We start from the raw sequence: 15251 nt of genomic DNA on the forward strand, positions 1-15251 counted from the left end.
GCCGTTCGTCCCGATAGACGAGGCGAACAGGCCGTTCGCTCCACCACCCCGAACGCACAAGCCGCCCTACTGCAACCCCACCCGACAACATCCCAGACAGCCTCTATAGCAGTCCAAAACACTCACGATCACCCATCGCATGGCCGTGCGTGATCCACGCCCTTCGGCAGCAGCGGCTCCTCCTGCTCGGCGAACTCCCGGTCCGAGATCCGGCGCAGGTCGTGGAACCACTGCTCGGGGTCGAACGGGATCGAGTCCGTCGGGCCACTGAAGTGGTTCAGGAACAACCTGCCGAACGGCTTCGCGGCCGATCCGCTCCATTCGGCCTCGTCCGGCTCCGCGAGGGCGGCCGCATCCTGGGCGCGGGCTTCCTGGTCGCGCCGGACGTGATCGCCACTTGCGCGCACGTGATCGACAGGATCTCGTCGCGGTCGCCGGGCGGTCCGGCAGCGGGAAGTCGTCGCTGGTGTGGCTTCGCCGGTGACCTTGATGCCGAACTGCACGTCGACCTTCGACGGCGGCTGTTCCATCGCGCGCAGCTCTCCGAGCACGGCCTCCGCCGCGGATCGGATGCTGCCCATCGCCTTCTGCACGGTCTCGGAGGCCTGCACGACCTTCCCGGCTCCGCCGACCGGGATCGAGCCCTGGCCGTCCACGGTCTCGATGAGCAGTTCGCCGCCGTCGTCCAGCGGCATCTTGACCAGCTGTGCCATCTCTGCGGGGCCTGATCGGAGTCAGCCCAAGATCGCCCGTCGGCGGGCGGAGTTCCGGCAACTCCTCGCACGGCCCTCGTTCGGGTGACGACCGTCCGTGTCTCGGGGCTTCCCGGGCGGGGTAGTCCCTGGTCGGCAGGCAGATGGAATTCGCGCGTCTTCCACTCGGAGGTGTCAACGATGAAGGCAGTCGTGTACCAGGAGCCCTTCTCGGTCGCGATCAACGAGGTGGACCGGCCGACGATCCAGCACCCGAACGACGTGATCGTGCGGATCACCTCGACCGCGATCTGCGGCTCCGACCTGCACATGTACGAGGGCCGGACGGCGGCCGAACCGGGCATCGTGTTCGGGCACGAGAACATGGGCATCATCGAAGAGATCGGCTCCGGCGTAGCCAGCCTGAACCGCGGCGACCGGGTCGTGATGCCGTTCAACGTCGCCTGCGGCTTCTGCAAGAACTGCATGGCGGGCAACACCGGCTTCTGCCTGACCGTCAACCCCGGCTTCGCCGGCGGCGCCTACGGCTACGTCGCGATGGGGCCCTACACCGGTGGGCAGGCTGAGTACCTGAGGGTGCCGTTCGCCGACTTCAACTGCCTGACGCTGCCGGCCGACGGCAGCCACGAGGCCGACTTCGTGTTGCTGGCCGACATCTTCCCGACCGGCTACCACGGCTGCGAGCTCGCCCAGGTCTCGCCGGGCGAGAGCGTCGTCGTGTACGGGGCCGGACCGGTCGGGCTGATGGCCGCCTACTCGGCGCTGCTGCGCGGCGCGGCGCGGGTGTTCTCCGTCGACCGCGTGCCGGAGCGGCTGGCCAAGGCGGAGGAGATGGGGGCGACCCCGATCGACTTCTCCGCGGGCGACCCGGTCGAGATGATCAAGGAGCAGACGGACGGCGAGGGCACCGACAAGGGCGTCGACGCGGTCGGCTACCAGGCGCAGGTGGGCGACGGTTCGAAGGAGGAACCGGCGATCGTGCTGAACTCGCTGATCGAGACGGTGCGCCCGACCGGTCGGCTGGGCGTGCCCGGCCTGTACGTGCCGGCAGATCCCGGTGGGCCGAACGAAGAGGCGAAGAAGGGGATGCTGCTGGTCTCGGTCGGCCGGATGTTCGAGAAGGGCCAGGTCATCGGCACCGGTCAGTGCAACGTGAAGCGCTACAACCGGCAGCTGCGGGACATGATCATCGCGGGTCGGGCCAAGCCCAGCTTCGTCGTCTCGCACGAGCTGTCCCTCACGGAAGCCCCGGACGCCTACCGCAAGTTCGACCAGCGAATCGAGGGCTACACCAAGGTCGTCCTGCACCCGTGATCCTGTCGTGAGTGGCTGTCGCACAGCCACTCACGGCGCGGGGTGGCGCTCCGGCGAGCCGCAGATGTCGTTGACGCCGGTGCGCAGCATGTCGAAGGCGCACTCGGCGGCGGAGACCGCCTCCGGGTAGAGCTCGTCGGGGGTTCGGCCGCCGGAGATCTGGCGGACGTTCTCCTCGGCGAGCACTCGGATCGTCGTCACCACTTGGTGCGCCGCGATGCGAGCCACGATGCCCGCCGGCGCGCCGGCTTCGACGAGCGCGCCCTCCAACGCTTCGGCCCGTCTTTCCGCGAAACCGAGCAGGCGGGCCGACAGGCTGGGCGTGTTCTCGATCAACCGGTGGAGGCCCCGGGTTTCCGGGCTGTCGTTCAGGCCGGTGACCGGATCGTGCGCGTCGAGTGCCGCCAGGTGGTGCCGCCGCAGCGCGGCGAGCGGATCTTCGCCCGCCGCCCGGTCCCGGACCACCGCCGCCGCTTCGCCTTCGTGGTCGGCGATGTGGTGCATCACCAGGTCTTCCTTGGCCGGGAAGTACTTGAACAGGGTCGGTTTCGACACCTCGGCCCGCGCGGCGACGTCGGCGCAGGAGACCTCGTCGAAGCCGGATTCGAGGAACATCGCGATCGCCGCGTCCGCGATCGCCGCGCGGGTCCGCTGCTTCTTCCGCTCCCGGAGACCGACTTGTTCTGCCACGTCACCGAGGCTAACACGGGCGCTTGCTCGGTAAATATTTTAACCGGGTTAACGCTGGCGTTTCGCCAATCCACCCGGGCGGGCCGAAGCGGCCCGCCCGGGTGGATTCGATGATCATCGGGCGTTCTTGACGAGTGCGTCGAGGAAGGCCGGGATCATCGGCGGTAGCAGTTCGGGGTGGTGTGGTGCGGTGATGTGGGAGGTGCCGGGCAGGATCGCCAGTTGTGCGTTGGGCAGTCCTTCGGGGGTGTCGCCCATGATGCCGCCGCCGAAGTGGCGGAACATCTCGACGGCGTGTTCGGGCCGGACGATGTCGGAGTCGTCGATGATGGTCAGCGCATTGTTTACGGTCACCTTCCAGCGCCGGTGAGCGCGGTTATTTGTCAAGATCGGGAACCTCTCCGGCCGCGTGGCCTCGCGGAAGGTGCCGGCTCAGCGGTCGAGGATCGTGCGTAGCGCCTTCTCCAGGTCGGCGCCGGTGCCGGGGCCCTGGCTGCGCCAAGCGATGAAGCGATCCGGGCGAACCAGCGCGGCCCCGTCCGCGCCGACCCCGTACGGCCCGGTCCAGTCACCGGTCACCTCGCCGCCGATCAAAAGCGGATCGAGGCGGACCTTCAGGGTGGCGGCGACCTCTTCGGCGGCCCTGGCCCACGCCTCGGATCCGGTGAGCAGCACGAAACCCCGACCGAACAGGTCGATCGTGGACACCTCTCCGTCCGGAGTGGACAGTCGAACGTGCGGAGCGCGCGAACCCGGGCGGCCCGTCGGGCGGGTCGCGTCCTCCAGGAGCTCGCCCTCGTCGCCGGGTTCCCGGACGACCGCGCCGTTGTGCCGGTAGCCGAACAGCAGCACGGCCGGGTCTTCGATCGGCGGCGCGTCGCCCTCTTCGGCCAGGTCGGGCCGATTGCGCACGATGGCGTTCCGGAACTGGTTCTCCGCGACCAGCTCGCCCACCGGCCGGCGCTCCGCGTCGTGGCTGTCGAGCAGCCCCGGCCCGGCCTCGCCCCGGAGCACCGCCGCGAGCTTCCACGCCAGGTAGAAGCCGTCCATCAGGGCGGTGTTGCCGCCCATTCCGCCGTGCGGCGGCATGGTGTGCGCGGCGTCGCCGACCAGGTGCACCCGGCCGGCGCTGAACCGGTCGGCCACCTGCATGGTCGCCACCGTGGCGTCCGTCGCCAGGATCTCGACGTCGAGCTCGGGCACGCCGGTGACCAGCCGGATCTGCTCCAGGCTGCGCGCCTCGGTGAAGTCCGCCGGATCCTCGTGCGCCGGGTCGTAGCCGACGCCGACCACGAACTGGTCGGGGTGATCGGTGCTGGCCAGCACGCCGCTGCCGCCGGAGAGCTTCGGATTCTGCAGGTAGTACATGACCTGGCGATCGCCGACGGCGGCCGACAGGTCGGCGCGGATCAGCCAGTGGACCGAGTGGCTGATGGTGCCGCGGCCGTGGGTGCCGATGCCGAGCCGCTCGCGGATCGGGCTGCGGTGGCCGTCGGCGGCGATCAGGTAGTCGGCGTGCACTTCGCGGGTTCCGGTGGCGTCGGAAAGCACCGCGCGGACGCCGTTCTCGTCCTGCTCGAAGGATTCCAGCCTGGTGGAGAAGCGGATCTCGGCGCCCAGTTCGCGGGCGCGCTCGGCCAGGATGCGTTCCGCGCTCGCCTGGCTGGCGTCGGCCGCGCCCGCCGGCGTCAGGTGGTCGAGCGGCGCGAAGGTGTCGTGCAGGATCTCGCGGAACACCGGGCCGCTCGCGCTTTCCGCTATGCGCAACAGGAATCCCTGGCTCTTGGGCGACGCCTCGATCATGGCGGCTTCGAGGCCGGCGAGGCGGAGCGCCTCCATCGCGTGGTGCTGCTGGCCGCGCGCCTTCGGGTGGGTGGAGGTGCCCGGGTGGCGCTCCACCACCAGCGACGGTGTGCCGTGCAGGCCGAGGAAAACGGCGGTCGACAGGCCGGACAGCCCGGCGCCGACGATCAGGACTGGAGTTCGTTCGGACATCGGTGACCCCTCTTTGCGAACGGTGTTCGTGTAACGAACGCTGTTCTACTCGCGAACGGTGTTCGAGTCAAGTACGGTGTTCGCAACACGATCTGGGAAGTGGTGAGCGATGTCCCTGCCCGTTCCGCCCTGGCAGCAGCGCGCCGCGCGCGACCGGCCGGCGAAACGGCCGCTGAGCCTGGAGCTGATCGTGCGCACCGCGCTCGAGCTGCTCGACAGCGAAGGCCTGGACGCCGTGAGCATGCGCAAGGTCGCGCAGCGGCTCGGCACCGGCGCGGCCTCGCTCTACGCCTACGTCCGCAACAAGGACGAGCTGCACGAGCTGATGCTCGACCTCGTGATCGGCGAGATGCGGGTGCCGGAGCTCGACCCGGAGAAGTGGCAGGAGACGCTCAAGGACCTGATCCGCCAGCAGGTGCAGGTGCTCACGGCGCATCCCGGCATCGCCCAGGTCGTGATGCGCACCCCGGCTCCGGCCGGGCCGAACGCGCTGGACGTCTCCGAGGCGATGATGGCCATCCTCAGCTCGGCGGGGCTCTCCGACCGCGTGGTGGCGTTCTCCGTAGACATCCTCGCCCTGTTCGCCACGGCGGTCGCCATGGAGCGCAGCGCGGACTTCGGACTCAGCGACGCGGAGCGCGGCGAACGGATGAAGATGGTCGGGCAGTACTTCGCCGAGCTCCCGGCGCAGCGGTTCCCGACGATCGTCGCGCTGCTCCCGGCGCTGATGTCCGGCGATGAGGACGAGCGCTTCGAGTTCGGCCTCGACCTCCTCGTCCAGGGCATCGCCGCCCACGCCGAGTAGCGGGTCTGCGACCGGCGACACGTTGTTGAGCAGCGGCAACGTGCTTCGCGATGCAGGCGGTTACTGTTGTCGGTCATGGACGTTCGGGTCGTGGACCACCCCCTCGTGAAGGCAAGGCTGTCCACAATGCGCGATGCGCGCACCAACAGCGCCGCGTTCCGCGCCGCTCTACAAGAGCTGACGTTGATGCTCATCTACGAGGCGACGCGGGACGCCGAGGTCGCGGTGGAGCCGATCCACACCCCGGTGGCGCGCACCAACGGCTACCGGCTGGCGAACCCGCCGCTGCTGGTGCCGGTGCTGCGGGCCGGCCTCGGCATGGCCGACCAGGCGCACCGGCTGATCCCGGAGGCGCAGATGGGCTTCGTCGGCCTGGCCAGGGACGAGGAGACGCTGCAGCCCACGCCGTACCTGGAGTCCCTGCCCGCCGACCTCTCCGGCCGCCCGGTGCTCGTGCTGGACCCGATGCTGGCCACCGGCGGCTCGATGGTGCACACGATCAGCCTGCTGACCGACCGCGGCGCCAGCGACGTCACGGCGATCTGCACGCTGGCCGCCCCAGAGGGCGTGCGCCGGCTGGAGGAGTCCGGCCTGCCGGTGCGAGTGGTGACCGCGAGCGTGGACGAGCGCCTCAACGAGTCGGGATTCATCGTCCCGGGCCTCGGCGACGCGGGAGACCGCGAATACGGCACGGTGTAACTCCCTCCGGAGCGCGGCGCGATATTTCTGCAGGCACGGGGCCGTGCGTATTTTGTGCTGCTATAGCAACACAAAGTACACACGGCCCCGTGGCCAGCGGAAACTTGATATCGGTGCCGGATCTTTCGGCTCGGTGAGTGAAAATCCCATTTCTTACCCGGACTTTCACTTCCCGTTCGCGACCGCCCGCAGCAGCGTTATTGGGCCGAATAGGCGCTATCTGGTCTAGACCTGATCCGAATATGGTCTATACCACATTGAGCGATCCCCCCGATGACGCAGGAGTCGCCATGTCCGCTCGACGACGCAGCTTCCCGTTCCGACTGCCGGTGCTGCTCGCCTCGATCCTCGCCCTGGGGCTGCCCGCGCTGGCCGCCCCGGCCGGGGCCACCGACACCACGGCCGATCCCCAACCGCAGGCCGCCGCCCGCAAGGTCGGCTACTTCACCCAGTGGTCGATCTACGACCGCAACTACTTCGTCAAGAACCTCGACACCTCCGGTGCCGCCGGTCAGCTGACGCACCTCAACTACGCCTTCGGCAACCTCGACGCCGGCGGCAAGTGCTTCCAGGTCAACCAGGCGGGGGAAGGCGACGCCTGGGCCGACTACCAGCGCCGCTTCACCGCCGAGCAGACCGTCAACGGCACGGCCGACGCCTACGACCAGCCGCTGGCGGGCAACCTCAACCAGCTCAAGCAGCTCAAGGCGAAGCACCCCGGCCTGAAGGTCTACATCTCCTTCGGCGGCTGGACCTGGTCGAAGAACTTCCACGCGGCCGCGGCGACCCCCGAATCCCGCGCCGCGCACGTCAAGTCCTGCATCGACATGTGGATCCGCGGCAACATGCCGAAGATCGGTGAGCCGCAGGGCGGGGACGGCGTCGCCGCGGGCATCTTCGACGGCGTCGACCTCGACTGGGAGTGGCCCGCCTCCGAGGGCGGCCCCGGCAACGTCGTCGACCCGGCCGACAAGCAGAACTACACCGCGCTGCTGCAGGAATGGCGCACCCAGCTCGACGCCGTCGGCCAGGAGACGAGCAAGACCTACGACATCAGCGCATTCCTGCCCGCCGACCCGAAGAAGATCGAGGCGGGCTACGAGGTGCCCAAGGTCTTCGACCTGCTCACCTTCGGCACGATCCAGGGCTACGACCTGCACGGCGCGTACGAGCCGACGACGAACCACCAGTCGGCGATCTACAGCCCGGAAGGCGACCCGTCGCCGGAGAAGTGGAGCATCGACCAGACGATCAACGCCTGGCGCACCGCCGGGGCGCCGAACGACAAGATGGTGCTCGGCGTGCCGTTCTACGGCCGCGGCTGGACCGGCGTGCCGAACCAGAACAACGGCCTGTTCCAGAGCTCGACCGGCCCCGCCCCGGCCAAGTACGAGGCCGGCATCGAGGACTACAAGGTGCTCAAGGCCAAGTCCGGCTCGTTCACCCTGCACCGCGACGAGAAGGCCGGTCACGCCTGGATCTACGACGGAACCACGTTCTGGACCTTCGACGACGCGGCCGAGATCACCCGCAAGGTCGAGTACCTCAAGCAGCAGGGCCTCGGTGGCGCGATGGTGTGGTCGATGGACGGAGACACGCCAGAAGGCGAGTTGATGACCGCCATCCACAAGGCCCTCGGCTGACAGGTTCCCCGAAGCAGTCGTGAGCGGTCATGGCAGCCGGTCAAGACCGCGCACGACGCGCTGGCCCCGAGGAACCCCCCGTCGCTCGGGGTCAGCGCCTCCAACCGGCAAAACCGTTGCGCAGCGCCCGTTCATAGCGGGCGCTGCGCTCGTCTCCGTTCGGCGCCGAACCGCTCAGCTCCAGCGAAACCAGGCCGTGCACCAACGCCCACGCGGCGAAGACGACCTCGGCCGGATCGGCGTCGATCAGCTCGCCGGCCTCGATGGCCTTTGCGATCGCCTCCCGCAGCGGCTCGATGCTGCGCAGCGCCTGCTCCCAAGCCTGCTCGTCGGGCGTGAAGTCGGGCACCGCGTGCCCGAACATGATCGAGTAGAAGTGCCGGTTGGCCAGCGCACTGTCCCGGTAGGCGTGGCCCAGCGCGGTCAGGTCCTGCTCCGCGTCGCCGGTGCGCGTCACCCGCTCCATCCGGTCACACAGCCGGCGGAAGCCCTCCACGTACAGCTCGCGGACCAGCCCCGGCTTGCCGCCGAACAGCGAGTACACCGCCGTGGTCGAGGTGCCCGCGTCCGCGGCGAGGCGACGCAGGCTCAGCCCCTCCGGGCCGTGCGCGGACAGCAGCTCTCCGGCCCGGTCCAGCAGGCGGGTGCGGAGGGCTTCGTCGTGCGCTCGCGGTCTTGCCATTGACCGAAAGTAGCGCCTTTATCGAGTGGTATCAGCGCGATACCATCTACCGCATGGCCATGACCTTGCGCCTAACCGAGGAAGAGAACCAGCGGCTCGCCGAGCTGGCGGCGGTCGAGGGGCGGTCCAAGCAGGAGGTCGTGCGCAGCGCGCTGGCCGAACGCTGGGCGCGTCAGCAGAAGGAACAGCAGCTGGACGACGTGATGCAGCGCGTTCTGCCGCGATACCGGGGATTGTTGGACAAGCTCGGCCCTTCATGATCGACTATTGAGCAGTGACCGTATATCTCGACACGTCCGATCTGCTCCTGCTCGCGACCGCGGTGTCCGACGGAGACCTGCTGGTGCGGGACAGTGGACTGCTTGACGCCGCGGCGTACCGACCGCGCGCGGAGGTCCTCGGCGTGCCGGCCTACGAGACCCTGTGGCTGAAGTCGGCCGCGCTGCTGGATTCGATCGTGCGCACCCGGCCGCTGGCCGGCGGCAACTGGCGGCTGGCCTGGGTGGCCGCGGTGGCGATGTGCGACGTGAACGGCTGGTGGGTGGAGGCCGACGACGACGCGGCGCTGGTGCTGGTCCGCGAGGTCGGCCGCGACCAGCGGGAGCTTCCCGAAGTGGCGGATCACCTGGAACGCTGGGCCAAACCCAAGATCTGACCCGGCCGTGCCGCAAACCCTTGATGCGAGGCGAGATTCGCGGCGACGGGCCCCGAAACGGCGACGGCCCGCCCGGGAGTCCGGGCGGGCCGTCGCGCTCAATTCGTTCGATCTGCGGCCGAGGTCGGGTGTTTCGGCACTTGCTCGCGGTGGTCGGCCGACCACGCGGGAATGCCGGTACTCGGGCCCTAGCCGACGGCTCCGCTCTGGAGTCTCCTCATGGCAATCGGTGCGCCTGCCAGATCCTCTTCGTTGCAGAGCAACTTGAGATCGTAGTAGGGAGAACCTTCGCGATCGTCGTAGTCCAGGTGGACTGCGATGACATCGATGGGTTCACCCAGCCAGTTCTGGGCTTCGCGAAGCCATTGGGCGGACCGCTCCAGGGCGGCTGGTAGGTCGTCGTCGCGGAACTCGACAGGTCGGTAGGGAACGCCCTGAACCTGATCGTGTGGACCGGGGGGCTGTGGGAGATCCACGGAGACGCCGGAGTCGTCGAGTTCGAGTCGGATCGCTTCCTCACTCACTGTCGCAGGGTAACCCCTGCGACGGTGCAAATGCTGCTGGAGGGCCCGCGCAGTTTCCCCGGATCGGCCTGCTGAGCTGGTCGGACCGGTCGGCTGACTACCATGCGCAAGGTGCGGGGCGCCCTGGGCATCGCACGTTGATGAGGGAAGGCGGGCTTTGTCCTGGGCGCCCCGCTGCCGTCAAGGGGCGCGCCCCGACGACACGATCAGGTTACTCCGGTCGTGTCTATCAAGATCAACTGGGGTTGGTCGCGAAGCGTGGCGATTTCGCGCGAAACCGTCGCCTCGCACGCATGGTGAGTGCCGTTTTCGTACGATAACGCCGCTCGTTCCGGGAGTGCGGAAACACTGTTGTGGCCGTTCAGGGCATCAGCCCGGCCGCGACGGTCGCGCCGAGCTCCCAGCAGGCCTCCAGCGCGTCCTTGTCCGGCTGGCCGAGCACGGTCACCGGTTCCGCGACCTGCTGCCACGACAGGCCGGTCGTGATCGACCGGATCGCGCGCAGCGCGCCCTCCACGCCCTCGTTGCCGTGCACGTAGCAGCCGTACGGCCGGCCGATCGTCGAATCCAGGCACGGGTAGTAGATCGTGTCGAAGAAGTGCTTGAGCGCGCCGCTGATGTAGCCGAGGTTCGCCGGCGTGCCGAGTAGGTAACCGTCGGCTTCCAGAACGTCGCTGGCGGTGGCGCTCAACGCCGGTCGCCGCACCACTTCGACGCCCTCGATCTCGTCGGTCGTGGCGCCCGCGACGACCTTCTCGAACATCGCCTGCATGCCCGGCGACGGCGTGTGGTGCACGATCAGCAGCCTCGGCATCGTCAGTCTCCCCGCACCAGATCGGAAACCGCCTGCTTCAGCGCGTCGAGCCGGCCCGCGGCCCGCTGCTTCGCCGCCGCCAGCGGGAGTTCGCCGACGTGCTCGACGACCTGCAGGTAGCACTTGAGCTTGGGTTCGGTGCCGGACGGGCGGATGACGACCCGGAGCCCACCGGCGCCGGTGATCACCAGCGCATCGGTGTCCGGCAACAGGTCCTCGACGTCCACAGTGGTCTCCGCGAGGCTGGTCGGCGGCTGCTCGCGGAGCTGTCGCATGATCCGCGGGATCACGCTCAGATCCGTGACGCGCACGGAAACCTGGCCGGTCTGGTGCACGCCGTGCTTCGTGGACAGCTCGTCGAGCAGCTCCGGCAGGCCGCTCCCGGACGCCTTCAAGGTGGCGGCCAGGTCGCTGCCCAGGACGGCGGTGGAGATGCCGTCCTTGTCGCGCACGGCATCCGGGTCGACGCAGTGCCCGAGCGCCTCCTCGTAGGCGTAGACCAGGCCGGTTCCGGCGCCGTCGCCGGCGCGCACCAGCCACTTGAACCCGGTCAGCGTCTCGTCGTAGCGGACGCCGAACTCGGCGGCGATCGAGCGCAGCATGGTCGCGGACACGATCGTCGTCGCCACCAGCGGATCGGCCTTCTTGTCCACTGTGGACAATATGTGCTGGGCGAGCAGGACGCCGGTCTCGTCGCCGCGCAACATCCGCCAGGCGCCGTCCTCCCGGACGCCGAGCGCGCACCGGTCGGCGTCCGGATCCAGCGCGATCGCCAGGTTCGCGTCGATCTCGGCGGCCAGCGCCAGCAGCTCGTCGGTCGCCCCCGGCTCCTCCGGGTTCGGGAAGCCGACGGTGGGGAAGTCCGGGTCCGGTTTCGCTTGGGACGCAACGAGATGCACGTCGTCGAAACCAGCGCGATGCAGCGCCTGCCGCAGCGGCTGCGCGCCGACGCCGTGCAACGCGGTCGCCGCGATCCGCAGCGTTCGCGCGTCGCCGCGCGGTAGCGTCGCCACCCGCGCGAGGTAGTCGTCCAGGGCGGAGTCGTGGATCGACCAGCTTTCCTTGCGCGGCACCGCGTTCGCCGCCGGAGTCGCGGCGATCGCCGCCTCGATCTCGGTGTCGACCGGGCTCACCAGGTGGATGCCGCCGCGCAGGTACAGCTTGTATCCGTTGTCCTGCGGTGGATTGTGCGAAGCGGTGATCTGGATGCCCGCGACGGCGCGCAGCGCGCGGGCGGCGTGCGCCAGCACCGGCGTCGGCAGCGGCTCGGGCAGCATCCGCACGTCGAAACCGGCGGCCGCCAGCACCCCGGCGGCGTCGGTGGCGAAGTCCTCCGAGCGGTGCCGCGCATCGCGACCGACCACGACTACACCGCCGCCGTGACCGTGCTCGGTCAACCAGGCGGCCACGCCCGCGGTCGTGCGCACGACCACGGCGCGGTTCATCCCGTTCGCGCCTGCGCGCACCGCCGCGCGCAGGCCGGCGGTGCCGAACTGCGGCATGCCGGACATCCGATCCGCGAGCTCCGGGGCGTCGGCATCGAGCAGCAGCTGCAGCTCGGCCTGGGTCCGCGGGTCAACGTCGCCGGCGATCCACTGCCGGGCGGCCTCGCGCAGCTGCGCGTCGAGCGTCACATCGCCTCCTGAGCTCCGTCGCGTCGTGAGCGGTTTGGACTGCTATGGCAATCCAAACCGCTCACGACCACAATCGTCACGCCGACTTCAGCACCTGGCCGAGAGCCAGGCAAGAGCGCCGCTCACGCCGCCTCGACGAGGGAACGCAGCAGCTTGCCCATCCGGCTGGCCGAGGCGCGACCGGCGTCCAGGACCTCCTGGTGGTTCAGCGGTTGCCCGCTCAGCCCGGCGGCCAGGTTCGTCACCAGCGACAGCCCGAACACCTCGGCGCCCTCGGCGCGGGCCGCGATGGCCTCCAGCACGGTGGACATCCCGACCAGGTCGACGCCGAGCCCGCGCAGCATCCGAATCTCCGCCGGCGTCTCGAAGTGCGGGCCCGGCAAGCCGGCGTACACGCCTTCCTCCAGCGAGGAATCGATGCCGCGGGCGAGTTCCCGCAGCCGCGGCGAGTACAGGTCGGTGAGGTCCACGAAGTTCGCGCCGACCAGCGGCGACCGCGCGGTCATGTTGACGTGGTCGCTGATCAGCACGGGCTGACCGACCTGCATGCCCTCGCGCAGCCCGCCGGCGGCGTTGGTGAGCACGACCGTCCGGCAACCGGCGGCGATCGCGGTCCGCACGCCGTGCGCCACCGGATCGATGCCCTTGCCCTCGTATAGGTGCGTCCGCCCGAGCATGACCATCACCCGCTTGTCGCCGACCTGCAACGACCAGGCCTTGCCGCTGTGCCCGATCGCGCCCGGCTCGGCGAAGCCCGGCAGGTCGGACATGCTCAGCTCGGTGGTGGGCCGGCCGATCTCCTCGGCGGCGGGCTGCCAGCCGGAACCGAGCACGACGACCAGGTCGTGGCGGTCGGTGCCGGTGATCTCGGCGAGCTTGGCGGCGGCCGCCTGCGCAGCGGCGGCAGGGTCGGAAGCAGTCGTAGACGTCACGGCCGCGCAGCTTAGTCCGTACCAAGCCCGGACGGTGCCGGTTCAACACCCGCCGCAAGCGCTTTCGAGCGCTGCAGAGCCGAGAACTCACCGGACCCGAGCGGCTAGCCGGTCTGCAGGCTGTCCTGGACCTGGTCGAGGACCAGTTCCCCGGTCGACGCATGGCTGTTCGGCACCGTCACCCGGACGATCCAGAGGTCGTTGCCGTGGCGGCTCAGCTCCGCCGCGGTGCTGAGCCGCCGATCCGGGACCAGCTGGCTGAACTGGGGCTTCTCGATCGTCGTGTACTTCAGCCGCTGCCGGTCGCCGCCGCCGTCGGCGGAGCTGGATTCGACGGTCACCTCGCGATCCGTGCCCGCACCGGACTTCCGCAGCTCCTTCTCGTAGTCCGACATCTCGTAGCCGACGCCGAAGAAGTTGCCGTAGCGCTGGACGGCGATCTCCGTGGTGCCGTCCGGGGACACGAAGGACACGACCGCGCTGTTGGCGAAGTCGTTGCGCTCGCTGATGAACAGCCGCCAGCCGGGATCGCCCGGGGCCATGATGGTGAACTCGCCACCGGTCAGCGCGGCGCTGTGCTTCGCGTTGTCGCTGTGACTGATCAGGTTCAGCCGCGTCACCGACGGGTCGGGCTCGACGACCGGCGGCGTGGAGTCCGGCAGCACCGACTGGCCCGCGATCAGCCGGGTCGCGGCGAAGCCGCCGGCCAGCGCGGCGGCGAAGAGCACGATCGCGGCGACGCCGAGTGCGAGCACCGCCAGCGGCGACCTGCGGCGCGGCTGCGGCGGCGGTTCCTTCAACGCGAACGGCGGCAGGCCGGGATTGCTGGCCAGCGGCGCCGAAGCCGGCGCGAACACGGGCTGCTGGGCCGGCGGCGGCGACACCAGCTGCCGCACCTTCACCGTCGGTGCGTCCGGGTCCAGCAGCATCGAGAAGGGGCGGACGCCTGGCTCGGGCAGCAGGTGCTGGATCCGGCGGCGCGCCTCGGTCAGCGGCATCCGCTGCGCCGGGTCCTTGACCATCAGGCCCCGGATGATGTCGCCGATCGGGCCGGGCCTGGTGACCACCGGCACGGGACCGCGCACCACCTCGGTCACGGTGGCCACCGGATCGTTGCTGACGTCGTAGGGCGCGCGCCCCTCGGCCGCGGCGAACATCGTCGCGCCGAACCCCCACAGGTCGGCGGCGGCGGTCACGCCCTCGCCAGCGGCGACCTCCGGGGCGATGAACGCCGGGGTGCCGAGCAGGATGCCGGTGCTGGTGATGGTGTGCTCGGCGATGTTGCGGGAGATCCCGAAGTCGCTGACCTTGATCCGGCCGTCGTCGCCGATCAGCACGTTCCCGGGCTTGACGTCGCGGTGCACGATGCCCGCCCGGTGCGCGGCCTCCAGCCCGGAGGCGACGCCGTCGGCGATCACCGCCAGCTGGTGGTCGTGGAGCGCACCGTGCTTGCTGAGGATCTCGGCGAGGCTCTGCGACGGCACGAGCTCCATGACCACGAACGGCTCGCCGTCCTCGCGCGCCACGTCGTAGAGCGTGACGACGTTGGGATGCGACAGGACGGCGATGGCTCGGGCCTCCCGGAGCGCGCGCTCGCGCATCTCGGCGGCCTCCTCGTCCGGCATCCCCGGCGGCAGCTTGACCTCCTTGATCGCCACCTGCCGCCGCAGCAGTTCGTCCGTGCCGGACCAAACGGTGCCCATCGCACCGCCGCCGAGCTTGCCGTCCAAGCGGTATCGGTCCCCGATCAACCGCCCTGCGCCGGCCAGGGTGTTGGGGTCGTAGCTATCCGTGGGCACGGTCATATTTTCCATGGTCGACGGATCGGTTTTGGCGGAACCGGCGAGTATCGTTGCTCAGCTGCGATCATTACCGACGCCGTCGCAACGATCACCCTGGGTATCCGTATCAGCGTTACGAAAAGTGAACAATCCCACGCCGACGGTCGCCGCGGCAGCACCCCCGATGCCGCCAAAGGTCATTTCGTCGCAACGAAAAACGGCCTCCCATCGGCCAATATGCCGCCGGAGCCTGACTGGCCCGAATACGTACGTTTCGGATAAGTTGGGCCGCGATCGGACCTCGCTGTTCATCGGTGGCCCGAGCCTTCCTCAAGCCGATACGCGCAGCGATTGCACTGCCGCGACATCG

The 15251-nt window shown here is 69.4% G+C and carries 16 protein-coding genes; 6 read left to right on the plus strand and 10 right to left on the minus strand.

Annotated features, from left to right (window positions below; all coding sequences use genetic code 11):
* Nucleotides 1–128 precede the first annotated feature (128 nt).
* Nucleotides 129–713: a CU044_2847 family protein gene (locus tag AB0I53_RS29520; RefSeq protein WP_358609922.1), complete on the minus strand. Its 585-nt coding sequence runs from the start codon at nucleotides 711–713 to the stop codon at nucleotides 129–131.
* A 180-nt stretch (nucleotides 714–893) separates the two neighbouring features.
* Between AB0I53_RS29520 and AB0I53_RS29525 the strand changes: the two genes are divergently transcribed.
* Entirely contained in the window at nucleotides 894–2027 is a 1134-nt protein-coding gene (locus AB0I53_RS29525; RefSeq protein ID WP_358609925.1) for a glutathione-independent formaldehyde dehydrogenase, read from the plus strand.
* Nucleotides 2028–2057: 30 nt separating this feature from the next.
* On the opposite strand, the gene AB0I53_RS29530 is transcribed toward AB0I53_RS29525, so the two are convergent.
* The 3 genes from AB0I53_RS29530 to AB0I53_RS29540 form a co-directional block, all read right to left on the minus strand.
* Nucleotides 2058–2717 (minus strand): TetR family transcriptional regulator, encoded by a 660-nt coding sequence (locus tag AB0I53_RS29530; protein ID WP_358609928.1) that lies wholly within the window; start codon nucleotides 2715–2717, stop codon nucleotides 2058–2060.
* 114 nt (nucleotides 2718–2831) lie between these two features.
* Nucleotides 2832–3071, minus strand: a complete 240-nt coding sequence (locus tag AB0I53_RS29535) for a hypothetical protein (RefSeq protein WP_358609931.1) — start codon at nucleotides 3069–3071, stop codon at nucleotides 2832–2834.
* A gap of 78 nt (nucleotides 3072–3149) precedes the next feature.
* Nucleotides 3150–4712, minus strand: coding sequence for an FAD-dependent monooxygenase (locus tag AB0I53_RS29540; protein WP_358609934.1), 1563 nt, complete (start codon nucleotides 4710–4712; stop codon nucleotides 3150–3152).
* Nucleotides 4713–4821: 109 nt separating this feature from the next.
* Between AB0I53_RS29540 and AB0I53_RS29545 the strand changes: the two genes are divergently transcribed.
* The 3 genes from AB0I53_RS29545 (at nucleotide 4822) to AB0I53_RS29555 (ending at nucleotide 7859) form a co-directional block, all read left to right on the plus strand.
* A complete protein-coding gene (locus AB0I53_RS29545; RefSeq protein WP_358609937.1) occupies nucleotides 4822–5517 on the plus strand; it encodes a TetR/AcrR family transcriptional regulator in 696 nt (231 codons plus the stop codon).
* Between the two features lie 75 nt (nucleotides 5518–5592).
* Nucleotides 5593–6216, plus strand: a complete 624-nt coding sequence (gene upp / locus AB0I53_RS29550; RefSeq protein ID WP_358609940.1) for a uracil phosphoribosyltransferase — start codon at nucleotides 5593–5595, stop codon at nucleotides 6214–6216.
* A 290-nt stretch (nucleotides 6217–6506) separates the two neighbouring features.
* A complete protein-coding gene (locus AB0I53_RS29555; RefSeq protein ID WP_358609943.1) occupies nucleotides 6507–7859 on the plus strand; it encodes a glycoside hydrolase family 18 protein in 1353 nt (450 codons plus the stop codon).
* A 91-nt stretch (nucleotides 7860–7950) separates the two neighbouring features.
* On the opposite strand, the gene AB0I53_RS29560 is transcribed toward AB0I53_RS29555, so the two are convergent.
* Nucleotides 7951–8541, minus strand: coding sequence for a TetR/AcrR family transcriptional regulator (locus AB0I53_RS29560; protein ID WP_358609945.1), 591 nt, complete (start codon nucleotides 8539–8541; stop codon nucleotides 7951–7953).
* Between the two features lie 53 nt (nucleotides 8542–8594).
* On the opposite strand from AB0I53_RS29560, the gene AB0I53_RS29565 reads away from it, so the two are divergent.
* A complete protein-coding gene (locus tag AB0I53_RS29565) occupies nucleotides 8595–8801 on the plus strand; it encodes a type II toxin-antitoxin system VapB family antitoxin (protein ID WP_358609948.1) in 207 nt (68 codons plus the stop codon).
* Nucleotides 8802–8815: 14 nt separating this feature from the next.
* Nucleotides 8816–9196 (plus strand): death-on-curing protein, encoded by a 381-nt coding sequence (locus AB0I53_RS29570; protein ID WP_358609951.1) that lies wholly within the window; start codon nucleotides 8816–8818, stop codon nucleotides 9194–9196.
* 188 nt (nucleotides 9197–9384) lie between these two features.
* On the opposite strand, the gene AB0I53_RS29575 is transcribed toward AB0I53_RS29570, so the two are convergent.
* The 5 genes from AB0I53_RS29575 to AB0I53_RS29595 all read right to left on the minus strand — a co-directional run bounded on the left by AB0I53_RS29575 (nucleotide 9385) and on the right by AB0I53_RS29595 (nucleotide 14905).
* Nucleotides 9385–9720, minus strand: a complete 336-nt coding sequence (locus AB0I53_RS29575; protein WP_358609954.1) for a hypothetical protein — start codon at nucleotides 9718–9720, stop codon at nucleotides 9385–9387.
* A gap of 361 nt (nucleotides 9721–10081) precedes the next feature.
* Nucleotides 10082–10534: an NAD(P)H-dependent oxidoreductase gene (locus tag AB0I53_RS29580; protein WP_093266990.1), complete on the minus strand. Its 453-nt coding sequence runs from the start codon at nucleotides 10532–10534 to the stop codon at nucleotides 10082–10084.
* Between the two features lie 2 nt (nucleotides 10535–10536).
* Nucleotides 10537–12168, minus strand: coding sequence for a phospho-sugar mutase (locus AB0I53_RS29585; RefSeq protein WP_358609957.1), 1632 nt, complete (start codon nucleotides 12166–12168; stop codon nucleotides 10537–10539).
* Between the two features lie 122 nt (nucleotides 12169–12290).
* Nucleotides 12291–13100, minus strand: a complete 810-nt coding sequence (locus tag AB0I53_RS29590; protein WP_358609960.1) for a purine-nucleoside phosphorylase — start codon at nucleotides 13098–13100, stop codon at nucleotides 12291–12293.
* Between the two features lie 104 nt (nucleotides 13101–13204).
* Nucleotides 13205–14905 (minus strand): serine/threonine-protein kinase, encoded by a 1701-nt coding sequence (locus AB0I53_RS29595; RefSeq protein ID WP_358609963.1) that lies wholly within the window; start codon nucleotides 14903–14905, stop codon nucleotides 13205–13207.
* Between the last annotated feature and the right edge of the window lie 346 nt (nucleotides 14906–15251).

Origin of the sequence: Saccharopolyspora sp. NPDC050389, from assembly GCF_040655595.1 — a bacterium.
Taxonomy (GTDB): Bacteria; Actinomycetota; Actinomycetes; order Mycobacteriales; family Pseudonocardiaceae; genus Saccharopolyspora.